This is a genomic window from Paraneptunicella aestuarii, from assembly GCF_019900845.1.
Lineage (GTDB): Bacteria > Pseudomonadota > Gammaproteobacteria > Enterobacterales > Alteromonadaceae > Paraneptunicella > Paraneptunicella aestuarii.
The window spans coordinates 2,162,731-2,187,032 of sequence record NZ_CP074570.1 but is presented as its reverse complement, the minus strand read 5'-3'; the positions used below and the strand labels follow the sequence as shown (position 1 = coordinate 2,187,032).

Genomic DNA, 24,302 nt, shown 5'->3' with positions numbered 1-24,302 from the left:
GTCACTTGGGAGAAGTACATAATGAAATCGTTGAGGATAACGTTAGGTTCGGTATTAGCCGGGATAGGAGTGGTATTCTTCATCTTGCCGGGTTCGATTCTGTTTTTAATCGCCGGATTATTACTATTGAGTTATGACGTTCCTGCCGCCAGAAAATGGCTGACTCATTGCCAAAACGCGATGTCTAAAGGAGCAAGAAAACTGGATAAGCTGTTAGCCAAGCGTCGCTATTAAAGCATTAGCCTTCTTTTTAAGCTCAGCTATCTGACTGGAAGACAATTAATCAAGAACCAGACACAATAGCCAGGCACAAATAATCTGACATAAAAGCCAAACATAAATAACCCGGCATTTGCCGGGTTATTCATTTTAAAGATTGTTAATCTGTAAACAGACGTTCAATTAACCGTGGTTCTTACCCAGATACAACCAGGTTTCTACTACGGTATCAGGGTTCAAGGAAACACTGTCGATACCATGCTCAAGCAACCAGGCTGCGAAGTCTTCGTGATCTGATGGACCTTGACCACAAATACCCACGTATTTACCGCGTTTCTTGGCAGTGGTAATTGCCATCGCCAACAATGCTTTCACCGCATCGTTACGCTCATCAAACAGGTCTGCAATTAAGCCAGAATCGCGATCCAAACCTAGCGTTAACTGAGTCAGGTCGTTAGAGCCGATTGAGAAACCATCGAAGATGTCCAGGAACTGATCCGCTAACAATGCGTTAGATGGCAATTCGCACATCATGATCACTTTCAGATCATTAACGCCTTGCTCAAGACCTTCGCCTTTCAACAATTCGATAACCTTACGGCCTTCATCCACTGTACGTACAAACGGGATCATGATCTCAACATTGGTCAAGCCCATTTTGTTGCGTACACGTTTAATGGCTTCACACTCAAGGGCAAAACAATCACGGAATGATTCAGACACGTAACGGCTAGCGCCACGGAAGCCCAACATTGGGTTTTCTTCGTCTGGCTCGTACTGATATCCACCCACCAAATTGAAGTATTCGTTGGATTTGAAATCAGACATACGCACGATAACGCGCTTCGGATAGAAAGCCGCACCAATGCTGGCAATACCTTCTACCAATTTCTCAATGTAGAACTCTTTTGGAGACTCGTAACCCGCCATCAAGTCGTTAATTTCAGCTTTAACGTCTTCAGGCTGTTGGTCGTAGTTCAACAATGCCTTTGGATGCACGCCAATCATACGGTTGATAATGAACTCTAAACGAGCAAGGCCAACACCTTCATTCGGCAAGCGAGCAAAATCGAATGCACGGTCTGGATTACCCACGTTCATCATCACTTTAACTGGCAACTCAGGCATGGAATCAATGCGCGAAGTCTGAACGCTGAAATCCAGAATATCGCCATAGATAAAGCCAGTATCCCCTTCCGCACAGGAAACAGTGACGCGATCACCGGTTTTCAAGGAATCGGTTGCGTTACCACAGCCAACAACCGCAGGAATACCCAATTCACGAGCGATAATCGCAGCGTGACAAGTACGGCCACCACGATTGGTGACGATAGCAGAGGCTTTCTTCATGATAGGTTCCCAATCCGGGTCTGTCATGTCAGTGACCAATACATCGCCTTCCTGAATCTTGTCCATTTCATCAACAGAATCCAGTACCTTCGCGGTTCCAGCACCGATCTTGTGTCCGATAGCACGGCCTTCACACAAAATACTCGCCTTACCACTTAACTGGTAACGCTCAATCGTTTGAGAGTCTTCACGAGAACGAACGGTTTCAGGGCGAGCCTGAACGATGTAAAGCTTGCCATCTTCACCATCTTTCGCCCACTCAATGTCCATTGGACGTTGGTAGTGCTTCTCGATGATCACCGCTTGCTTCGCCAGTTCCATCACTTCATCATCAGTCAAAGAGAACTGATTACGAACAGCATCTTCTACAGCAACTACTTCAACTTGCTTACCATGTGAAGTGTCGTCTGAATACTGCATCTTGTTCATCTTGCTACCAAGGTTGCGGCGCAATACAGCGGGATTGCCCAGCGCTAACAATGGCTTGTGAACATAAAACTCATCAGGGTTTACAGCGCCTTGTACGACCATTTCGCCCAAGCCATAGGATGAGGTAATAAATACCACATCTTCAAAGCCTGATTCGGTGTCGATACTAAACATAACACCAGAGGACGATAAATCACTTCGAACCATGCGCTGAATACCCGCAGACAAAGCAACGCCTTTATGGTCGTAGCCCTGATGAACGCGGTAAGAAATCGCACGGTCATTAAATAGAGAGGCAAAAACGTGTTTGATAGCGACTAACACATTATCGTAGCCTTTCACGTTCAGGAAGGTTTCTTGTTGTCCAGCAAAGGATGCATCCGGCATATCTTCTGCTGTGGCAGAAGAACGAACAGCAAATGAAGCAGCGTCGTCAGAATCACCTTGAAGCTTCTCGAATGCTTCTTTAATGGCAGATTCAAGCTGAGGTTGGAAAGGCGTATCCAAAATCCACTGACGAATTTTGGCTCCAGTTTCAGCCAAGGCATTAACATCATCTACGTTTAGCTCATCCAGCACATCATGAATTCGCTTTTCCAAACCGCTTTGGTCGAGAAATTCATTAAACGCATGAGCCGTTGTTGCAAAGCCGCCGGGCACCTGTACCCCTGCATTAGCCAGGTTAGAGATCATTTCCCCAAGAGAGGCGTTTTTACCACCTACTCGTCCAACATCACCCATACCTAACTCTTGGTACCACAGAACATAGTCGCCCACTAGCGAACCTCCCGCTTAGAAAGAAAAATTTACATCTGATTGTCGTACTACACTGAAACCCTTGTGTATTAAATCATCACTTGAGTATCGCTGCTTACTCATCCTATGAGAACTATATAGCACACTATCAGCCTTATAGAGACATAAGCTTAATTGAGTCTCTTAAGCATGGGTAATGTTCTAAATTAATGCTCAATATTGTAAGGATGAATACCGCAAAGGTCTTGTGTGGCGTGGATTTTAGAATGACGCTAAGTTGAAGTAAAATTTAATTTTTTTCTGTAATAAAATTACTACATTAAGGAATTTATCAGACGTTTTTCAAACACAATAAATGAGTGTGTAAATTTACCCGATAACGAGAAATATATTCGCTTGATTGTTAAATATGTACTTAGCTATAACAGCGAGTTAACATAAATAAAAACAGACTGGCAGTGACACCAGTGACAGAGCAACATCCAAGGAGCCCCCGTGCGTACTGCGTTTTATATATCTGATGGTACAGCCATTACCGCTGAAGTATTTGGTCACGCCCTACTATCTCTTTTTCCAATACAGTTTATTCATCAAACCATTCCTTTTGTTGAAACACCGGAAAAAGCCGTAAAAATCGTGCAGCGAATATCTGAAAGTTTTCAAGATCCCTCAGAACGCCCCTTGGTGTTTTACACGATCGTTAACCCTGAGATCAGAGAAATTATTGCTGCGTCACCGGGAATTAATTACAACTTTCTGGATCAATTTGTGGCTCCACTGGAAAAAATTCTGGGAGTGCCTTCCAAACCGGAAAAACACCGAACTCACAGCATTCACGAAAAAACCTACGATAACCGTATTGAAGCCGTTAACTTCGCGCTAACCAATGATGACGGTGCCAATTTCAAAGATTACGCCAGTGCCGATATTATTTTGGTCGGTGTGTCTCGCTCAGGCAAAACTCCAACCAGCCTGTACCTGGCTTTACAATACGGTATTCGTGCAGCCAACTACCCATTTACCGAAGAAGATATGGGCGATGTTTTAAAACTTCCAGCTGCGCTGAAAGCCTATAAACAAAAGCTGTTTGGCTTAACGATTTCGGCAGAACGTTTACATCAGATCCGTTCAGAGCGTCGTGCAAATAGCCGCTACGCTTCCATGAAACAATGCCGTATGGAAATACGCGAAGTGGAAAACCTGTATCGCAAAGAAAAAATCCCTTTCTTGAATAGTACCCATTATTCCGTAGAAGAAATCTCAGCCAAAATTCTTGCAGAAACCGGACTGGAAAGAAGACGTTATTAATTTCATTCAGACTTTAGCTTAACCCAAACAGCAACTTATGAATGAGGTTGCTGTTTATTTTTCCTTTTATTTCTCACCCATAAAAGCGACGAGTTTGATTTTTTTAGCTCAAAAACATCAATATTCGCAAATAAATCGCTTAACTTTTTATAACCATAATTTCGCTGGTCAAATGAAGCATGATTAGAAATATGCTGTCCTACAGAGCCCATTTTCGCCCAGCCAGCCTCTTCTTCTTCAGCTTCAACCGCTTGTCTTAAAAGGTTCATCAACTTCGAATCCTGCTTTAATTTATTGGCTGGAACCTTTATTACATTATTATGGTTTTCAACTTCTTCATCTAAAAATAAAAACCTTGAACAACTCTGCACAAACGCATCAGGCGTTTTTCGTTCTCCAAAGCCAATAACCATTTTTCCCTCCGCCACAACTCTGGTTGCTAACGGCGTAAAGTCGCAATCGGAAGACATCAAACAGACAACATCAACATTCTTCGTATACAACACATCCATCACATCAATGACCAAGGCAATATCCGCAGCATTCTTGCCTTTGGTGTAATCAAATTGCTGAATAGGCTGAATAGCAAACTCTTGTAAAACATCTTCCCACGGCTGCAGTTTTGCCCCTTTCCAATTCCCGTAAGCTCGACGAATATTTACAACACCATGCCTGGCTAACTCTGATAGCACTTTACTGATTTTCCTGGCAGGGGCATTATCCGCATCAATAAATATTGCAATTCTCTGAACTTGATCCATTTATCCTTACATTTAACCTTATTTAAATTAGGTAATATATATTGACTTATATACCGTCATTTTTAAAGCTCTAGAACTGTGAGACAACACCCAAAACTCAATAGCCATCACAGACAAAATATTGCCACTACAGGCAAGCTTTTTCCGCTTTAATGTAAACTTACACTACTTACTTTAAGATCACTCATATCCATTTGTTTTAAATAGATTTTATCTATTCAAAAATGGTCTACAGTTTGCACTACCAAGTTGCGGTTTAATCACGTTAAGAGAATATAAAAATGACTGCAATTTCAGGATTTGGGGGAATGAGCCCTCAAGATATGATGCAAAACATGCAAGAGCGAATTAAGTCTGCTGATACTGATGGTAACGGCAGTGTGTCGATGACGGAGTTAAAAGAGCTTTCAACTCCGGATGGTGAACAAGTCGAAGGACATCCACCTCCGCCACCAGATTTGGACAAGATGTTTTCAAACGCCGACACCGATGGAGATGGAGAACTTTCCCAGGAAGAACAAGAGGCTATGTTTGCTGAAATGGAAGAACGTATGAGCCAGTTTAATCCCGGTAATGCGCCACCCTCTACAGGATATGAAACAAGCAACACAGGTTCTTTTCAATCATTGTTCGAAACATTAAAAAACAACACCGAGGATGAATCAGAAAAAGAAGAGTTTCAGGAGATGTTAGATAAACTGAAAGAAAACAACTCAGAGCAAGGACAATTGGCATCAATTCAAAGGTTCAATGAAATGCTACCTCCTATTGATGTTCTTGCATAATCCATAAGAAACAAATGTCTTAAAAAAACAAAACGCCCTCTAAAATCACTTTAGAGGGCGTTTTTCATTGATATTTATTTAACACTGCTACGCAGATGATCTGCAACCAAAAATGCCATTTCCAATACCTGATCAGCATTTAAACGCGGGTCACACTGAGTTTGATAACACTCAGCCAAATCACTTTCACTAATTTGGTAAGCGCCACCAGTACACTCGGTAACGTGCTGCCCGGTCATTTCCAGATGAATACCACCAGCATGAGTGCCTTCGGCATCATGAGCAGCGAAGAACTGTTGAATTTCACGTAAAATGTCATCGAAATTACGAGTTTTATAACCACTGGATGCCTTCTTGGTATTACCGTGCATGGGGTCAGAGCTCCACACCACGTGGCGGCCTTCTTCTTTCACACGGCGTAACAAACGAGGCAGATTTTGTTCCAGCTTATCCGCGCCCATGCGCGTGATTAAGGTTAATCGCCCGGGCGTGTTATCCGGGTTTAAAGCATCGATCAATTTGATCAGCTCATCCCCTTCCATTGAAGGGCCAACCTTAACACCAACGGGGTTATGAATGCCGCGGAAGAACTCTAAGTGGGCATGATCCAACTGACGAGTACGTTCCCCTATCCAAAGCATATGCGCTGAACAGTTGTACCATTTATCAGTAAGCGTATCGACACGCGTCAAGGCTTGCTCATAGTTCAACAATAGCGCTTCATGAGAGGTGAACAGGCTGGTTTCATGCAGTGCTGGTGTATTATCGGAATTAATCCCTAATACTTCCATAAACGACAAGGTATCCTGAATACGGTTTGCCATGTCCTGATAGCGTTCTTTAAGCGGGTTGTTCTCAACAAACGCCATGTTCCAACGGTTAACCTGATGTAAGTCCGCTAAACCACCTTGAGCAAAAGCACGTAGCAAGTTCAAAGTTGCTGCTGAACGATGATAGGCATCAATCATGCGTTGCGGATCAGGAATACGCGCCTCTTCGGTGAATTCAAAGCTGTTGATAATGTCGCCACGATAACTTGGCAAGGTCACACCATCAATAGTCTCAAAATCAGTAGAGCGAGGTTTGGCATACTGACCCGCCATGCGTGACACTTTGGTCACCGGGCTTCGTCCAGCAAAGGTCAGTACAATCGCCATCTGCAAAATAACCCGAAAAGTATCGCGAATTTTGGGAGCGTTAAACTCACTAAATGATTCCGCACAATCGCCGCCTTGCAACAAAAAACCTTTACCTTGCGATACATTCCCTAACTGCCTAAACAGCTCACGAGTCTCAGCAGCAAATACGAGTGGCGGAAATCGCTTGAGTTCAGTTTCAACAGACTCAAGTTTATTCAGATCGCCGTATGTGGGTTGCTGTAAGATCGGGAAATTACGCCAGGAATCGGGCTGCCATTGGCTCACGTTAAATACCTTTTAAAATTTGGGGTTATGAAGAGCAAACATAAAACCATGAAAAAACATGACTCGCAATACAAAATCCATGATAAAGGTTAAAAAGATAAAAATGGTGATTCTATTAGCCGATTCTTTTTAACATGAGCTATTCGCCAGCCCAATGTTTTAGCTTGTATATACAAACCAAGAAAGCAATCTTTACCAAACCAAACATCATCAAATTATCATAAAGTTTAGTTGCGACTGGCTATTTTGCCATTAGCTCTTTGATTAAAGCATCTGATGCCTGCTCAACCAGTTCCAATACTTCTGTAAAACCTCTGGCACCGCCATAATAAGGGTCAGGAACATCGCGAGGTGAACCATCAATCATGGTTAAAAAGAGGCGAACTTTATACTGCAAACCAGCCGGACATAACGACAACATATCTCGCAAATTATGGGAATCCATGGCAAAAAGATGATCAAAGTCATGAAAATCAGACTTTTGTAACTGGCGAGCTCGTTGCCCCTTGAACGAATAGCCACGAGATTCACCTTCCCTGCGACTACGAGGATCCGGTTGCTCCCCGACGTGATGGGCAATTGTTCCGGCAGAATCAATATGCACCTTTAATCCCGTTTCCCTGGCTTTATGACGAAATACCGCTTCTGCGGTTGGAGAACGGCAAATATTGCCCATACAAACAAATAGAACTCGAGTTTCTTTCATAGTGTTATCAAAGTTGATTAGCGTTGAAAATGTGAAGTTAGAGCAGCGACTGATGCGTGATATAGATCATAGCGAACTTGTGAGGAGTTAATGAATAAATATTTGGATAAATTCTTTAATGATGTGAGATTAGCCTAAAAGCTTGTCGAGCTATCTTAATTGTGAATATCCACTGTCTATTTATGATGATGACCAGAATACAATTTAACTTAAGCTTCTATTGCAGATTGACCCCAATATAATTCAATGGAATAAAACTCGCTATCAGCGTTAGCACAACCGTTTTATCAATAACTCAAACCGTCGTTCGCAGGGATGCGAACGTCGAGCTTACAAGGATGTATTCACAGCGTGTTTGAGTTATTGATAAAACGATTGTAGGGCTGGCTCTGTTATTCTCCTGACGAAGGTAAGAGTTGCTTTATTCTATTTGCCACAATCATCGCTGCTTACGCTAGCTCATATGTTCTTATAAACTTCATCTCCGTCATCCCGGAAACGCAACACGGTATCCGGTATCCATAATCAAGCAGGCTAAAAACCTTAAGGTAGACACCAAACACAAAAAAGCCTCGTATCGACGAGGCTTCTTATATTCTTATAATTCGCTATATTATCTCACAGCCCTTTAACGGACTGCTTTCAGCTTTCTAACAGCGAATTAAACCAGTTCTTGCAATACTTCTTTCGCTTGAACCCATGTTAAACGAGGGCCGTATTGAGAAACGATTTTAGAGCTTGCCAAACTTGCCAATGCGCCCGCGCCAGCGTGGGTGTGGCCGTTAGTAATACCGTACAGGAACGCTCCAGCAAACATATCGCCCGCGCCGTTTGAGTCAACCGCGTCTACTTTGTGTGGCTCGATGTCGATAAACATAGTGCCATCCCAAATCATGGCGCCGTTTTTACCTAGTGTAATAACGAAATGCTTGGCATATTTCTTCATGATTTCACGAGCGTCATGAATAGTAGAAGTACCAGTGAAGTCCATGGCTTCCTGTTCGTTACAGAACAACAGGTCAACACCGTCGCCGATCAAAGCCAGCATATTGTCTTTAAAGAAATTAACCATGTTAGGGTCGCTCATGGTTAAAGAGGTTTTCACGCCAAATTCTCTGGCAAGTTGCATTGCTTTTAATGCTGCCGCTTGAGCAGTAGGACTGGCAACCAAATAACCTTCAACATATAACCATTTAGAGTTTTTTAGCGCTTCAACGTCAATTTGTTCTTCGCTCAAAGAACCTGTGATACCAAGGTAAGTATTCATGGTACGCTCTGCGTCATCAGTGACCATAACCATACATTTACCTGTAATGCCTTCGTCTAGCTGATCTTCAACCACCTTGGTTGCAACGCCATTCTCTTTCAAATCATTTAAGTAGAAATGACCTGCGTCATCGTTGGCAACTTTACAAGAGTAGAACGAGCTACCACCGAATTGAGATACAGCGATAATAGTATTCGCAGCTGAACCACCTGATTGTCTTTTCACTTCTGACTGATGATGGTCGTGAAGCGCACCGATAAGGTGTTCCTGGCGCTCTTCTTCTACCAACGTCATCAAACCTTTTTCAATGCCATGTTGCTCGAAGAAAGCATCATTTACCTTGAACTCCATATCTACAAGCGCGTTGCCGATACCATATACATCGTATTTCATTTCTTAACCTTTTTAATGAATTGATTGCTCACTACAAGCCACAACCTGCCAATATACAAAAATGGGTAAATTTTTTAAATAATAAAACACTATATAAGATTCCCTGATTTCAGTTCAGGCCGAAGAATGTAAAGCTTCATTTTCACTTGTGAAGAATGCTTTCCGCGCCATTCCCACATTGCGACTTTATATGTGTTTACCCTGCCAAAATGTGCCGGTAGCTTAAAGCCCGTCACCTTATCACCCATAAATATTTAAGCAACATGCAAATAGGATTGAACACCCGCTAGTAATAATGGTTGGGAACAAATACAGGGCTCGACTAGACTTACAAGATTCATTTCGCTAATGTTGCGCGCTTTTTAAATCGCCGTGTCCTTAAAAAACGCAGTATCTTGTTAAACACTAATTGGCAGTACCCAAAATGTTAGAGCAGGTTCTTTTCTTAGTAACATCTTTTTTTACCATGATTAACCCATTGGGTAGCGTGCCGCTCTATATTTCAATGACGGAATCTTTTTCGCCACAATTGAGCCGAAGAGTCGCTATTAAAGCCTCTGCCACAGCCTTTTTCGCTCTGGTTCTGTTTGGTTCTTTGGGGGAATGGATTTTTGAATTCTTTGGTATTTCGGTCAGTGGTTTAAAAGTAGCCGGTGGCATTCTGTTTTTCCTGATGGGCTATGAAATGCTGCGAGGCAAAACCGTTCCCAAGCGTCAAGAACAAGAAACCGAGCATGAATACGGCAGCGATATCGCCATTGCGCCTTTAGGTATTCCCATGATCGCAGGCCCCGGCGGTATCACTATGGCAATTCTGTTTTATAAAGAAGCCACCGATATAGTCGCTAAAGGTGAAATCATAATTGCCTTGTTCATCGTATCGGTACTCACCGCATTAACCTTTATTTATGGCAGACAGCTTATGTCATTATTAGGCTCTAGCGGCAGTAAGGTGATGATGCGTGTAATGGGTTTGATTGTGATGTTGATTGCGGTTGAGTTTTTCTTCGCAGGCATTACGCCTTATGTGCATAAAATTATGACGACGGTTCCAACCGCCTGATATTTATCTCCTTCGTCTCTGTATTCATTCTCTTTTTTATTAGATTTCTTTTTTATTAGATTGACAGGGGTAACTTAGGTTACCCTCTGGCACCTATATTCCCACTTACGATAATAAACCTATGACATCCGTTATTTATGCCGTGCTCTCTACTGCGCTTATCATCTGGTTATCTGCCAATGTAATTAACTTACGTCAAAAACATCAAATTGCACTGGGTGATGGGGGTAATGCAGAATTGCAGGCTGCGCGCACAGCCCACGCCAATGCCATAGAGTACATTCCTATCGCTTTATTAATGCTGTTTGCGTTGGAATATAATCACGGGCACCTACTTCTTATTCACGGCTGCGGCATTGCCTTTATGCTCGGAAGAGTCATTCATGCGCGTTCAATTCTGTCTGCGTCGTTGAAGAAGAGAAAACAAGGCATGGTGCTGACATTTTTATCGCTGATGGCATTAAGTGCGCTTAATCTGATTTACCTGCCCTGGGGTCAGTTTTTACCATAAAGCATCCACACTAAATAAGTGTGTTTAAATGCAAGCCTGCACAGAAATTTATCGCAGACTCGCCGCCTCTTTATTTAAGAAAGAAATCCCTTGAGGCTCCACAGCCGCTTCCCCGATTCATTAAGTGGAAAGCAGGGCTGAGGGTCTGCTCAAAACTTTCTGTTGCAGACTGATAGTTTGGAACAGCCATTTAGAATTTGATACCTTGACCTGACTATAGCTTTATACTTTATGGTCTACTCTTTATCGTATGTCAGTAATAAAGAATCAAATACATGTACACCATTGGTCAAATCTCCAAACGCTTTGGTTTATCTCGTAGCACCCTGCTCTATTATGATTCAATCGGCTTGCTAAGCCCCAGTGGGCGGAGTCAGGCCAATTATCGCCTGTATTCAGAACAGGATTTGCAACGCATGCAAAAAGTCGCTTTGTTTCGTGATGCCGGTTTGCCTTTAGAATCAATCATTCAATTATTTGAGCAACCCGAATCGGAAGTGGTTGAAGCATTAGAAACTCAACTACAACGTATTAACGACGAAATGAATCGCTTGCGTAATCAGCAACGTAACATTCTAAATATGCTGGAAAGCAAAACGGGCTTACTGAATGCGCGTTCTTTGAATAAAGAACAATGGGTTTCTCTGTTGGCGGCTTCCGGTATGAATGAAAACGATATGCTCAATTGGCATGTTGAGTTTGAACACCTGTCCCCCCAAGCTCATCAAGACTTCCTTGAATCACTAGGCATAGAGCAAAATGAGATAGAAAAAATTCGCCATACATCTCAAATAAAAAGAGATAAACAAGCCTAAAATCATTTCATCGAACAATCACAACTTGCTCATTTCATAAACAATATTCCACCAAAAGTTAAATAACTTCTCTGTCTAAATCTTAACAATTCCGTAATATTTTTATCCTTTCAGCCGTGTTATCTATAGGTTTGTAATTTAACCAACACAGGTGGACAACATGAAAAAAATAATAACGTTAATACTTCTCTCTCTCTCAGCCTACGCCAGCGCCAGCACTCATTGCGGTTCATTCGGCTGCCCAACAGGTGCTCCGTCGAACAATACCGTTGTTGAGCGTTCTATCTATATTCTAAGCAATAATAGAACGACCAAGTTTGCAGACTGGACAGCTTATAAGGTAACGCCAAGCACTATTGATGGCCCTAGCCGTTCACGTACCTGGAAAGCTGACCCAGCCATTAGCAGTAGCTACACTCTCGAACCGGAAGACTATACTGATGCCAACGCAGTGCTAAAAACAGACCGTGGCCATCAGGTTCCACTTGCCAGTTTCAGCAATACTGCAACCTGGGCAGATACAAACTACCTATCAAACATTACGCCTCAATCCTCAAACCTCAACCAAGGCCCTTGGGTGAATTTGGAAAACGCGGTTCGTAACTATGTGCGTACTGGTCAAAGTGTATATGTGGTAACAGGCCCTTTGTACGAGTGGTATTTTGGTACTCTGCCGCAAGCAAACGAAAGCCACACCATTCCTTCAGGTTACTTTAAAGCAATCATGACCATATCGGGTTCTGGTTGGGTTGAAGCTTCTGCTTTCATCATGGAGCAAAACAGCGGTCGTTATGACAACTACTGTGCAAAAGAAGTAACGATCAACGAAGTAGAAGCACGTGCAGGTTTAAACATTATGCCAAGCTTACCTTCTTATAAAGAATCCTCAGTTGAAGGCCAAACGGGTGGTTTACGCAGTGAGTTAGGTTGCTAATCCCTATTCTTTCGAGCATACAGGGATGTGCTCTTTTACCCGTCTTTGTTTATCGTTACTTTTTATCGTTACTTTCCTATCGCAATCTGAAGTTTTATAATCCCCATCTTCTTATCACCAGTATCGATCAAGGATACAGATGAAACTTCTTTTATTAAGCAGCTCTCGAGCAGGTCAGTCAGGTTATCTTGAAACAGCGAGAGAGGCGATTTACCAGCATACTTCCCAGTGCAAAAATATCGTCTTTATTCCCTATGCAGGGGTGACTATTAACCACGATGAATATACCGCAATGGTGCAAAATGCATTGCCTGAATTATCCATTCGAGGCATTCATACCTGGGAAAAGCCCCTTTCCGCTATTCGTGAAGCGGATGCCATTTTTATTGGTGGCGGCAATACCTTTAATCTTCTTTACAGCTTGTATCGCTATGATCTTGTCGATGCGATTAAAGAAAAAGTGCAAGACGGTGCGTTATATGTTGGCTGGAGCGCGGGCTCTAATGTTGCGGGTAAAACCATTCGAACAACCAATGATATGCCGATTATTGAGCCGCCCAGTTTTACCGCGTTAAATCTGGTGCCTTTCCAAATTAACCCTCATTTCACCAATTATCAGCCTCCGGGTCATAACGGTGAAACACGAACGGATCGTTTGAATGAGTTTATGATACTCAACCCCGACACGCCGGTACTGGCTATTCCCGAAGGAACTGGTTTACTGGTTGAACAAGGTAAGTATGAGATTATCGGTGAAGGTGAAAGTTATGTTTTCCAGAATGGAGAACAAATCACGGTGAGCGATCAAGCGCATTTGCAGGCTTTGCTGCCATAACCGTAAGTTAAATTAGAGACATCATCCCGAATCAGATTTGTTCGGGATGATAAAAACAGTTACCCTTTTCTACCTACTCAGCGCTACCTATTCAGCTCTACCTACTCAACTCTAAAGAGAGGAGTAAAATCCAGATAAGGCCAAGCTTCCGAAGGCTTACTCACCAAAGGTAAATGCCCCAGATAAGGCGCATCAATCAGCTCTTTCAAAGTCGCCACATTTTCTTCTTTATAGGGCATATCGTGATCAATTTGATTCGCGACCCAGCCAGCAATGTGTAATCCATCACGCTCAATCGCTTCGGCTGTCAGTCGAGCATGATTCAAGCAACCTAATCGCATCCCTACAACCAACAGAACAGGCATGGCTTGTTGCTGAACAAAGTCAGACATAAATTCACCATTACCCAATGGCAAACGCCAACCTCCGGCACCTTCCACCAACAATAAATCAGGCTCTTTTAATTTCAGGCTTAAATAAGCGTCGGTAATAGCTGCCACGCTTAAGCTCTGCCCGGCTAATTGAGCCGCCAAATGCGGCGCAATTGCTTCCTTAAAGGCATAAGGGTTCACTTCGTTGTAATCAAGCTGAATAGTGCTTTCGGCATGAAGTGCCAAAGCATCTTCGTTACGTAATCCCTCAGGCGTTTCTTCACACCCCGAGGCGATAGGCTTAAAACCAATACTAGATGTGTCGCGACATTTGATGTAATCCAACAAAGTACGAGCAATAAAAGTCTTACCAACACCCGTATCGGTGCCAGTGATAAAGAGTTGCTTCATCGTGTTAATTCCAGAAAACAAACTTGGTAGGTAAGAGGCAACTTCCCGTCAGATTGAAATTGCCTTTGATATTGCAATTCTAATAGAGATAACTGTTTCTTGCCCAAGGATTTTTTGTCCTTTCGTTTAACAACACCCGCTCCCACATCTTTAATTGAATGCATCGCTTCAATGGCACTGGAATGCCAGGTGCAATAAGAACGAGTATGGTAAGAACCTTCAAACCCCGCTTGATAAGCCGCTTCGATAAGTTGTTCAGCAGAGCAAAATTGATTTACATGCCGATGCTTATCAACCTGCTGCCAACATTCTTGCAATTCAAACAGTGAGCCATCGGTCATAATCGCCAGAACCAATTGACTTGTGGGAACGCAAACCCGGTGTAACTCACCTAAAAACAATGAAGGAGCCGCACTCCATTGCAATGCCATTGATGAAAACACGCCATCCACAGAAGCATTAGCAAGAGGCAATGCATCTGCATCTCCTGTCAGCCAGTGAATATGAGGTTCACCGTAGTGTTTGCGAGCATAGTTTAACATGCCATGAGACAGATCCACGCCCAGCACTTGTTCAGAAAACTCTGTTAGCCAACGAGTAACGCGCCCGGTTCCACAGCCCACATCCAACATGCGAGAGACTTTCTTGTTCGGTAACAGGCATAAAGCGTCTTTAGCGATACTATCTTGCACATCGGCTTTATCATCATATCGCATAGCAGCCAAACTAAATTGTCGGGCAATACGTTGTTTTAATGCTTGCTCAGCAATCATAATTGGCTCCTTTCCTCTTTATTCCGCTCCATTACCTCTGCGAAAGCGAAAACCAAATGCTGTATATCTTGTTCTTCATGTAAGGTCGTAAGCGTAATGCGAATTCGGTCTGTCTTTTTAGGTACTGTTGGTGTGCGGATAGCTGTAACCCAAAAGCCTGATTGCCGCAATTCATCAGCAACCTTTAGCGCTAGTTTTGGACACCCGATTAACACGGGTTGAATCGCTGTATCAGAAGACAAAACCTCTAATTGTGCATCTTGCATTAAGCGTTTAAATAACCGGATGTTGTTTTGCAGCTTTTCTCTTCGCCAGTGTTCTTGCTGGCAGAGTTTAATATTCGCTAACGTATGTGCCGCCTGCATGGGCGAAAACGCCGTACTGTAAACATAATGACGAGCAAAGTTTCTTAGATAATCAATTAAGGTCTGGCTACCCGCAATAAATGCGCCGCCAGTGCCAATCGCTTTACCAAAAGTGGCCATCAAGACCGGAAGTTCACTTTGCGACAAGGCATTGGCTTCAACGGTTCCCATGCCATTTTGCCCTAATACCCCAAAACCATGAGCATCATCCAGCGATAACCAGGCCGAATGTTGTTGGCTAATGCGTACCAGTTCGCTGATTGGCGCTTGATCACCATCCATGCTAAACACGCCTTCAGACATAATAAGCGTATCGCCTTCATTATTATTTTTAGCTAATAGCGAGTGCAGGTGATCCATATCGTTATGGCGAAAACGAGAGAAGTTAGCGTGACTTGCCAACGCCCCGTCAATAATGGACGCATGAGCCAACTTATCGACGACTAAATTTCCTTTTACTGGTGACTGGCTTCCTGACTGGCTAAAAAGCGACTGGCACAAGGTCGCATTAGCCGCAAAACCGGAATTCATCAATAACACCGCTTCCCGGTTTAACTGAGCAGCAAGGTATTCACAGAGCTCTTGATGCTGTTTTGAATAACCCGTGACAACAGGCGAACCACCACTTCCGCCAACTTGAGTGGATGTATTAAAAGGTGTTTGCGCTAATCCCAAATAATCATTGCTGGAAAAGTTGATATAGCGACGACCTGCAATAGTGACATACTGCTGCTGGTACGCTTGCACAACGTGTTCGCGACGCAATAAGCCTTGCTGTTCACGCTCAAGCAAGGCTTGGGACAAAAATTCAAATGGCATGATACTGCTTGCCCTGGTTAGCTCACCGCCTCGTAAAATAAGGATTCTTCCGCTTTTTCACGTACCGCATCCATTAACATGGACTGATGCGCTTCGTCAGAATAATCACGAGCACGTTCTGGCTTGATCCCTAACTTGCGGAACAGTTGAACATCTTCGTCAGTATCAGGGTTGGAAGTAGTGAGCAGCTTGCATCCGTAGAAGATGGAGTTCGCACCCGCCATAAAGCATAAAGCCTGGGTTTGCTCACTCATTTCTTCACGACCCGCAGACAAGCGCACATAGGATTTCGGCATCATAATGCGCGCAATGGCGATAGTTCGAATAAACTCAAAAGGATCAACGTCTTGCTCACTGTCTAATGGCGTACCGATAACGCGCACCAACATATTAATTGGCACACTTTCAGGATGTTGTTCCAAATTAGCAAGCTGTACTAGCAAACCTGAACGATCCGAGACACTCTCCCCCATGCCCACAATGCCACCAGAGCAGATGTTCATGCCGGCATCGCGCACATTTTGCAATGTGTCCAAACGATCCTGATAAGTACGGGTTGTGATCACGTCACCATAGAATTCTGGCGAGGTATCCAGGTTGTGATTGTAATAATCAAGGCCAGCCTGCTTAAGCTGCAACGCTTGTTCGCGGGTTAACATACCCAATGTCATGCAGGTTTCCAGCCCCATGGCTTTAACACCTTCGATCATCTTAATGACATAAGGCATGTCGCGATCTTTAGGATTACGCCATGCAGCCCCCATGCAAAAGCGAGTGGAACCTACTTTTTTGGCGTCGCGCGCACTCTCAAGCACTTTTTCCACTTCCATTAAGCGTTCGCGCTCAAGCCCGGTATCGTAACGTGCGCTCTGAGGACAATATTTACAGTCCTCTGGGCATGCACCAGTTTTAATGGAAAGCAGCGTGCTTACCTGAACTTCGTTAGGGTTGAAGTGCTGACGGTGTATTGTCTGAGCCTCAAACAACAAATCATTAAAGGGCTTGTCATACAAGCGGTTAACTTCTTCAACGGTCCAATCATGACGAATTGTGGCAGACATAGAACTTGTCCTTTACATTATTGTGATGCTTGCCTAGTCTATTTCCCGAACACACTTTGTCAACCATATGATTTTTCAATTAGTTTACATATGATTATTTTATAAGCACATGGATATTCAATTCGATCAACAACACATCTGGCACCCTTATACTTCGGCAGTCAACCCACTTCCCTGCTATCCGGTTTCTCATGCTGAAGGGGTACATATTTATTTAGACAACGGAACAAAGCTGGTCGATGGCATGTCGTCCTGGTGGGCAGCAATTCATGGTTATAACCATCCTGAATTAAATAAAGCAGCCAAAGCTCAGTTAGAAAAAGTGTCTCACGTTATGTTTGGCGGCCTAACCCATGAGCCCGCAATTCAGTTATGTAAAACGCTGGTTGAGTGGAGCCCGGAAGGATTAGAGCGCGTGTTTTTGGCAGACTCAGGCTCTGTCGCTGTTGAAGTTGCCATGAAAATGGCGGTGCAATACTGGGCTTGCCAAGGCAGTTCAAACAAGTACAAGTTTATCGCGCCCAGAAATGGTTATCACGGTGATACCTTTGCAGCGATGTCGGTATGTGACCCCGTAAACGGTATGCATACTCTGTTTCAAAATGTCTTGCCCAAACAAATCTTCGCCCCAGCGCCCCAAACTCGGTTCGGTGCCTTATGGAATGAAGATGAGATGCTGGAACTGGATGAATTGCTGCAACGTCATCATCACGAAGTCGCCGCCGTGATTTTAGAGCCCGTGGTTCAAGGTGCTGGGGGAATGCGCTTTTATCATCCGAATTATTTAAAGCGCTGCCGTCAGCTTTGTGACCAGTACAATGTGTTGTTGATTGCTGATGAAATCGCCACAGGGTTTGGTCGTTCAGGTGAATTATTTGCCTGTGATCATGCCGATATCAGCCCTGATATTATGTGCCTGGGTAAAGCGATTACGGGCGGTTACATGACACTCGCCGCAACACTGTGTACAGAAGATGTGGCGATGGGTGTGTGCCAAGGCGATCCCGGTGTATTTATGCATGGCCCTACGTTTATGGGCAATCCACTTGCTTGCTCAGTCGCCAACGCCAGCATGGCTCTTTTAGAAACCGGACAATGGCGTTCTCAGGTTCAGAGCATCGAATCTCAGTTACGAGAAGAGCTTGCCGTTTGCAAAGCGTTGGATAATGTTGCAGATGTAAGAGTGCTGGGCGCTATTGGGGTGGTTGAAACCAAACAGGCATACGATGTAGGCACTTTGCAGAAACACTTTATTCAACAAGGCGCGTGGATCCGTCCCTTTGGTAAGTTGATCTATTTAATGCCCCCCTATGTTATTGAAAAAGAACAGTTATCCATCTTAACTCAAGCTATCTTCAATACCTTAAAGCAGATGTCGTGAACAGACGTTAAAACTAACAACATCAGGAAGAAATCTTCACTTTTTCAACACTAGTGAAATAACCTGCTTAAACAGGCAGATTTTTGCTTGTTTCTTGCGTCTGGGTAAGTAACATTACAGGCTTTCTTGAAATCACCGGAAACGATTCCGGAATAACCAAAAATATGGAGCAATGAATGGCTCATGCCACAGTGGCTGACGTACTGGCCGGACAATATGCCGTAGGCGAAACAGTCGTAGTTAAAGGATGGGTAAGAACCCGTCGTGATTCTAAAGCAGGTCTTTCTTTTGTTGCCGTGCATGACGGTAGCTGTTTTGACCCTGTACAAGTCATTGCCCTTAATAATCTGAATAATTACGACGACATTCAAAAGTTGACAACCGGATGCTCGGTTTCCGTAACTGGTACTATTAAAGAATCCGAAGGCCAGGGTCAAGCTTTGGAAGTGGATGCCACGGCCATTGAGGTTCTGGGTTGGGTTGAAAACCCGGACACCTACCCTATGGCAGCAAAACGCCATAGCATTGAATATTTGCGTGAACATGCACATTTGCGTCCACGTACCAATATTATTGGTGCGGTTACTCGTGTGCGTAACTGTTTGTCTCAGGCGATCCACCGTTTCTTCCATGAGCGTGGTTATTACTGGATCAGCACGCCGATTATCACCGCCAGCGACACTGAAGGTGCAGGTGAAATGTTCCGTGTTTCAACGCTGGATATGATGAATCTTCCTCATACTGAGCAAGGTAACGTGGATTATTCTCAGGATTTTTTCGGTAAAGAAACCTTCTTAACGGTATCAGGGCAGCTTAACGTTGAAAGTTACTGCTGTGCCATGTCGAAGGTATATACCTTTGGCCCGACGTTTAGAGCAGAAAACTCCAACACCAGCCGTCATTTGGCTGAGTTCTGGATGATCGAGCCTGAAGTCGCTTTTGCTGACTTGGCTGATATCGCTCAATTAGCTGAAGATATGTTGAAGTACGTATTCAAAGCGGTATTGGAAGAACGTGCTGATGACATGAACTTTTTTGCAGATCGCGTCAACAAGGACGCAATTGCACGTTTGCAAAAAGTAGTTGATCAAGATTTCGTGCGTATGGATTACACCGACGCCATTGAAATACTGAAAAACAGCGGTAAAAAGTTTGAGTTCCCTGTTGAATGGGGTATTGATTTGGCGTCTGAACATGAGCGCTTCCTGGCTGAAGAACACGTTGGCGCACCGATTATCATGCAAAACTATCCGAAAGATATTAAGGCTTTCTATATGCGCATGAACGACGACAATAAGACCGTTGCTTGCTTAGACGTATTAGCGCCGGGTATCGGTGAAATTATCGGTGGTTCACAGCGTGAAGAGCGTTTGGACAAATTAGACAAGCGTATGCAGGAAATGGATTTAAATCCGGAAGATTATGGCTGGTATCGAGATCTACGCCGTTATGGCACAGTGCCTCACTCTGGATTTGGTTTAGGCTTTGAGCGCTTGGTTGCTTATGTCACTGGCGTACAAAACGTTCGTGATGTCATTCCATTCCCTCGAGCTGCTGGTAGCGCTAACTATTAATCGACATGGAGTTCACTGGATATGTTTATTCAACATCCAGCAGTTACCAAGATAGTAAAGGAAACCCCGGTTTCACCCAAAGTGAGAGTGATTGCCTTTCCTTTCGCTGGAAGTAATGGGAATGTATTTCTACCGTGGAAGGAACATCTGGGAGAGCACGTTGAAGTGCTCGCCTATACCCCACCAGGTAGAGCTGGACGTTTTCAAGATGGCCTGATTAACAGTATGGAAAAGCTGGTACAAGATGCATGGCAGCATATGGGTAAATATCTAGATAAGCCTTATATTTTGTTTGGGCATAGTCTGGGCTCGTTGATTGCCTACGAGTTTATGCTGAAAGCACAAAAATATGGCTTCCCTGCCCCGATTCACTTTATTTCGTCAGCAAGAAAAGCGCCGCATCTTCCATCAATGGAGAATTGGACTGGACTTTCTGATAAAGATTTTATTGAACACTTGGATGATTTAGGTGGATTACATCCTGATATCGCCGCAGTTCCGGAGTTATTAGACTTGCTTCTTCCTGTTCTTAGAGCCGATATTGAAGTAGTCGAAACTTATCAACCTACATCGAAAGAACCTAACTCTACACTGGCTACGATTTTTGGTGGCGAAGATGATGATAGAGTGCCGTTAAACGATTTGCAGGTATGGCAAGAGTATTTTCAAGCTCCGATAAATATCAACATGGTTGATGCAGGCCACTTTTATCTTGATAGCCACGCCAAAGAACTCACAGGGTTTATTAACAAGGTTGCACTGGAAGCAAGCTAATCAAGTTCAACTCACAGATATCAAGATTAAAAAGCGCTTCTTCATGAAGTGCTTTTTTGTTTCTGCTCCTGTGTCCGAAGCGTTCATTATTTAACAGTGAATTTTCCTGACCAGGCAAAGAAAAAGGCCAAATATAAAATTTGGCCTTTTGTAAGAAATGCAATTCAAAGCCAATCAAATGACTGGCTTTGATTTAAACATTACTGGTAAGTAGCATTCAACGTAACACCAGAGAATGCAGAGTAAGCTCTAACACCTAAGTGCCAAGTACCAGAAGTTGGGTTAGTGAAAGAGCAAGTCTCTTCATTACCCGACTTGTATGGACGGCAGTCATAAGTGCTAGTAGTTGGCGCAGTACCGTAACGAACGTACAAGTCAGCGTCACCAGTACCACCAGTGATACTTACATCCAGTGTTGACATACCAGTAGGAATATCCAATGTGTAGTTCAACCATGCATTTTTAGCAGCAGACAAGTTAGTTTCAGTTGCACTGCCACCAGTAGAACCACCACCAGAAGCTGCAGTATAGTCAGCTACCAGAGAAGCACCGCTGAATGCGCTGTATGCATGAACCAATACATGGTAAGTACCTGCAGATGGAGTAGCGAAAGAACAGCTTTCATTGTTGCCACTTGCCCATGAACGACAATCGTAAGTGCTGGTAGAAGGTTGTGAACCAAAGCTAACATACAAGTCAGCGTCACCAGTACCACCAGACAGGTTGAATGTCAGGTCAGTTGCGCCAGCAGGTACGTCGATAGTGAAATACTGTGAAGACTTGGAAGTACCAGTCAAGCCAGTTTCAGCTTGGCCTTTAGTTAAAGCACCATCACCTGTGCCGCCGCCTGAACCGCCGCCGCTGCCACAGTTAGCTGCCATGTAGTCAGAAGCCGCTTTAGCCTGTACCAAACCATAACCAGTGTAGTTATCACGACCAGCAGCATTCAAATCCAACGCTGTTTGCTTAAGTGCATTACGAACTTCAGCAGCAGTACAAGTTGGGTTTACACTCCATGCCAATGCAGCAACACCAGTAACGTGTGGCGTAGCCATTGACGTACCGTTGTAATATGCATAGTCAGTGTTACCTTGAACTTGCAGAGTCGCAGAAGTACCAGCGGCTGCAACCAACTGTTGACCAGTAGTTCTGTTAACAGAAACTGTTGGCATAGTCATTACGCTGTTAGCATCAACAAGGAATGGGTTTTGAAGCCCAGGGCGAGCACTATTACTGTAGATGATTACACCTTCAGCACCAGCATTCGCACACGCTTCTGCACCGTTGTCGATCTCAGTGTAGCTGCTGCCAGCCTGGTTAGCATTACGCTCAGCAATACAGATTTTGCCAGTCATGTCACCACAAGAATAGGTGCTGCCAGAACGGCTACAAACTGCCAAAGTCCCCGTTGCAGTACCATTTACGTTATTAGAAACGTAGCTTGTACCACTTGGCGTATAACGACCTTGTGGAAGAACACGATCATCACCTAAAGAAGTTGCACCGTAAGTAATGAAACCTTGACGTCCATCGCCAGCAACAGTAGACAGAATTGCTTCACCTGGGCCCGATAATTCAACTTGGCTAGTGTACTGTGAGAACTCAGCATGCAAGCCAGTTTCATCAACAGCAGCAACAGATACAACTGAATCATAAGAAGCAGGATATGAGTGAGTTGCGTCACCGTCGTTACCAGCAGCAGCAATCAACAATACATTGGCATTATAGATAGCTTGTAAACCGTTGCTTTCAGATGTGCTTGAACCAGAACCACCCAAAGACATGTTTACTACGTCAGCACCTGCTGTTTGACATTTTTGAACAGCATTAACCAGGTCACTGCTGTATGCCCAACCGCTTTCGTTAAATACTTTAACGATATGCAAATTAACATTTGAGTTAGGTAAAATGCCTTGAACACCGTAAGAGTTGTTCATTGCAGCAATAGTACCGGCAACGTGGCTACCGTGAGATCCACCTGCTACGTTCCAGCTACCAGTACCACTGTCGTTAGTACCAGTTGCAGTTGGTAGATCCGGATGACCACCGTCATAACCAGAGTCGATGATACATACTGTCGTATTTGAAGCACCCGCGTCAGACAACTGGTTAGCTTGAACGCTTGCTAAACCCCAAGGAGAGTTTTGAGCCATAGGATAACGGCGAGGGTCAGCTTCTGCACTGGCAACATTTTGGTTACCTTGCAACGCTCTAGCAATGAAGTTCATTTCAGTTAGAGATTTCTCTGAAGAAATCTTCATCAATGCTTCACCCGCTTTAGTTGCTTTCACAAACTCAAGCTGCAAACCAGCACTATCACTCAATGAGCGCATGATTTCTTTAGCTGATTGACCCGCTTTAGCGGAAGCCAAAGAAGAAGAGTCAGCTCCAAGAGCCATCAACTGAAGTTGCTTCAGGGCAGTATCAGAATTTAAACGAACGATAAACTGATCAGTAACAGCAGCATATTTCTCACGATGCTGCTCTGCATACCAGCTAGAAAAATCTTTAGCTGATACTACAGTTTCATTTGCATTGGCAGGAGTTGCTACAGCCTTCAGCTCTGCAGCGTGAGCACCTAAAGTGCTCCCCATGATTGCGATAGAAATCGCACTTAGCTTGACGAATTTGGTATTCATTATATTTTCCTTCAAGACTAACGTCTTATGCATATGTAAAGGCTTGTATTTCTGTTTTCTTTACCTTTCATATGCCCCTAAACACAAAGTCAAAGTACAACAAACTCTTTAACTTACTCTTGGGACTGCTCCAACGTCCTTGCTTCATAAATTCAACAAAAGCGGAATTCAATCCACAAATTCACAACGCCATATTCAATTAACATCACTAATAAATAACAAACCATGCAAACGCATGGTTGTACTTCATTTAACTACTTAGTCTTCAGTAAACGCTTGGTAGTTGCGTCTTCCAAAACGAGTTAATTTGAGATGAAAAAAGAGAACACCTAGTTGCTTATATCCAAATGTTTAGGTTGCTTACAACGCTGATTTGTAGAACCTGAACAAACGACTCTGAGTGCAAACAATGTAATTATTTGTAATTAACATTTAATATTTGTTACATCCAGATGACGCAACGATGGTTGATCAATTAGGCAAGAAACACAAAAACAATTCAGTTATATATTATTACTTTTGTGAATATTTTTGATTTTATTGAAGTTTTATAAAAACATATATACAGGACTGACCAG

21 protein-coding genes are annotated in these 24,302 nt (G+C 43.6%); 11 read left to right on the top strand and 10 right to left on the bottom strand.

The window, feature by feature from the left end:
- The first annotated feature begins 21 nt into the window (after positions 1-21).
- Entirely contained in the window at positions 22-234 is a 213-nt protein-coding gene (locus KIH87_RS09070; protein WP_232361213.1) for a tellurium resistance protein TerC, read from the top strand.
- Between the two features lie 168 nt (positions 235-402).
- Here KIH87_RS09070 and ppsA read toward each other — a convergent pair whose 3' ends face one another.
- A complete protein-coding gene (gene ppsA, locus KIH87_RS09065) occupies positions 403-2,775 on the bottom strand; it encodes a phosphoenolpyruvate synthase (protein ID WP_232361212.1) in 2,373 nt (790 codons plus the stop codon).
- A 474-nt stretch (positions 2,776-3,249) separates the two neighbouring features.
- Between ppsA and ppsR the strand changes: the two genes are divergently transcribed.
- On the top strand, positions 3,250-4,062 hold the full coding sequence (gene ppsR, locus KIH87_RS09060) for a posphoenolpyruvate synthetase regulatory kinase/phosphorylase PpsR (protein ID WP_232361211.1): 813 nt from the start codon (positions 3,250-3,252) through the stop codon (positions 4,060-4,062).
- Between the two features lie 35 nt (positions 4,063-4,097).
- Here the strand turns inward: ppsR and KIH87_RS09055 are convergent, their stop codons facing one another.
- Positions 4,098-4,823, bottom strand: a complete 726-nt coding sequence (locus tag KIH87_RS09055) for an NYN domain-containing protein (protein ID WP_232361210.1) — start codon at positions 4,821-4,823, stop codon at positions 4,098-4,100.
- A gap of 281 nt (positions 4,824-5,104) precedes the next feature.
- On the opposite strand from KIH87_RS09055, the gene KIH87_RS09050 reads away from it, so the two are divergent.
- Positions 5,105-5,608 carry an EF-hand domain-containing protein gene (locus tag KIH87_RS09050; protein ID WP_232361209.1) on the top strand — a complete coding sequence of 168 codons (504 nt, stop codon included), beginning with the start codon at positions 5,105-5,107 and terminating at the stop codon, positions 5,606-5,608.
- A 74-nt stretch (positions 5,609-5,682) separates the two neighbouring features.
- Here the strand turns inward: KIH87_RS09050 and KIH87_RS09045 are convergent, their stop codons facing one another.
- The 3 genes from KIH87_RS09045 to KIH87_RS09035 all read right to left on the bottom strand — a co-directional run bounded on the left by KIH87_RS09045 (position 5,683) and on the right by KIH87_RS09035 (position 9,398).
- Entirely contained in the window at positions 5,683-7,032 is a 1,350-nt protein-coding gene (locus tag KIH87_RS09045) for a class II 3-deoxy-7-phosphoheptulonate synthase (RefSeq protein WP_232361208.1), read from the bottom strand.
- A 241-nt stretch (positions 7,033-7,273) separates the two neighbouring features.
- Positions 7,274-7,738 carry a low molecular weight protein-tyrosine-phosphatase gene (locus KIH87_RS09040; protein ID WP_232361207.1) on the bottom strand — a complete coding sequence of 155 codons (465 nt, stop codon included), beginning with the start codon at positions 7,736-7,738 and terminating at the stop codon, positions 7,274-7,276.
- A gap of 661 nt (positions 7,739-8,399) precedes the next feature.
- Positions 8,400-9,398 (bottom strand): adenosine kinase, encoded by a 999-nt coding sequence (locus tag KIH87_RS09035; RefSeq protein ID WP_232361206.1) that lies wholly within the window; start codon positions 9,396-9,398, stop codon positions 8,400-8,402.
- A gap of 466 nt (positions 9,399-9,864) precedes the next feature.
- Between KIH87_RS09035 and KIH87_RS09030 the strand changes: the two genes are divergently transcribed.
- From KIH87_RS09030 to pepE, 5 genes are all read left to right on the top strand, one after another.
- Positions 9,865-10,461 carry a MarC family protein gene (locus KIH87_RS09030; protein ID WP_232361205.1) on the top strand — a complete coding sequence of 199 codons (597 nt, stop codon included), beginning with the start codon at positions 9,865-9,867 and terminating at the stop codon, positions 10,459-10,461.
- A 121-nt stretch (positions 10,462-10,582) separates the two neighbouring features.
- Positions 10,583-10,972, top strand: coding sequence for an MAPEG family protein (locus tag KIH87_RS09025; protein WP_232361204.1), 390 nt, complete (start codon positions 10,583-10,585; stop codon positions 10,970-10,972).
- A gap of 275 nt (positions 10,973-11,247) precedes the next feature.
- Positions 11,248-11,787 (top strand): MerR family transcriptional regulator, encoded by a 540-nt coding sequence (locus KIH87_RS09020; RefSeq protein ID WP_232361203.1) that lies wholly within the window; start codon positions 11,248-11,250, stop codon positions 11,785-11,787.
- 160 nt (positions 11,788-11,947) lie between these two features.
- Positions 11,948-12,721, top strand: a complete 774-nt coding sequence (locus KIH87_RS09015) for a DNA/RNA non-specific endonuclease (RefSeq protein ID WP_232361202.1) — start codon at positions 11,948-11,950, stop codon at positions 12,719-12,721.
- A gap of 139 nt (positions 12,722-12,860) precedes the next feature.
- Positions 12,861-13,556 carry a dipeptidase PepE gene (gene pepE, locus KIH87_RS09010; protein ID WP_232361201.1) on the top strand — a complete coding sequence of 232 codons (696 nt, stop codon included), beginning with the start codon at positions 12,861-12,863 and terminating at the stop codon, positions 13,554-13,556.
- A 101-nt stretch (positions 13,557-13,657) separates the two neighbouring features.
- Here pepE and bioD read toward each other — a convergent pair whose 3' ends face one another.
- The 4 genes from bioD to bioB are packed head-to-tail and all read right to left on the bottom strand — an operon-like array spanning position 13,658 to position 17,356.
- The gene (gene bioD / locus KIH87_RS09005; protein ID WP_232361200.1) at positions 13,658-14,338 is read right to left on the bottom strand and encodes a dethiobiotin synthase; all 681 of its coding nucleotides are present in this window, start codon (positions 14,336-14,338) and stop codon (positions 13,658-13,660) included.
- Entirely contained in the window at positions 14,335-15,111 is a 777-nt protein-coding gene (locus tag KIH87_RS09000; protein ID WP_232361199.1) for a methyltransferase domain-containing protein, read from the bottom strand. The genes bioD and KIH87_RS09000 overlap by 4 nt, the downstream gene beginning before the upstream one ends.
- Positions 15,108-16,295: an aminotransferase class I/II-fold pyridoxal phosphate-dependent enzyme gene (locus KIH87_RS08995; protein WP_232361198.1), complete on the bottom strand. Its 1,188-nt coding sequence runs from the start codon at positions 16,293-16,295 to the stop codon at positions 15,108-15,110. The genes KIH87_RS09000 and KIH87_RS08995 overlap by 4 nt, the downstream gene beginning before the upstream one ends.
- Positions 16,296-16,312: 17 nt before the next feature.
- Complete coding sequence (gene bioB / locus KIH87_RS08990) at positions 16,313-17,356, bottom strand: biotin synthase BioB (protein ID WP_232361197.1); 1,044 nt, start codon at positions 17,354-17,356, stop codon at positions 16,313-16,315.
- A 109-nt stretch (positions 17,357-17,465) separates the two neighbouring features.
- Here bioB and bioA point away from each other — a divergent pair, with 109 nt between their 5' ends.
- The 3 genes from bioA (at position 17,466) to KIH87_RS08975 (ending at position 21,085) form a co-directional block, all read left to right on the top strand.
- Positions 17,466-18,737 carry an adenosylmethionine--8-amino-7-oxononanoate transaminase gene (bioA, locus tag KIH87_RS08985; protein ID WP_232361196.1) on the top strand — a complete coding sequence of 424 codons (1,272 nt, stop codon included), beginning with the start codon at positions 17,466-17,468 and terminating at the stop codon, positions 18,735-18,737.
- 176 nt (positions 18,738-18,913) lie between these two features.
- A complete protein-coding gene (asnS, locus tag KIH87_RS08980) occupies positions 18,914-20,311 on the top strand; it encodes an asparagine--tRNA ligase (RefSeq protein WP_232361195.1) in 1,398 nt (465 codons plus the stop codon).
- 21 nt (positions 20,312-20,332) lie between these two features.
- Positions 20,333-21,085, top strand: coding sequence for a thioesterase II family protein (locus tag KIH87_RS08975; protein ID WP_232361194.1), 753 nt, complete (start codon positions 20,333-20,335; stop codon positions 21,083-21,085).
- Positions 21,086-21,285: 200 nt separating this feature from the next.
- Here the strand turns inward: KIH87_RS08975 and KIH87_RS08970 are convergent, their stop codons facing one another.
- On the bottom strand, positions 21,286-23,724 hold the full coding sequence (locus KIH87_RS08970; protein ID WP_232361193.1) for a S8 family serine peptidase: 2,439 nt from the start codon (positions 23,722-23,724) through the stop codon (positions 21,286-21,288).
- Between the last annotated feature and the right edge of the window lie 578 nt (positions 23,725-24,302).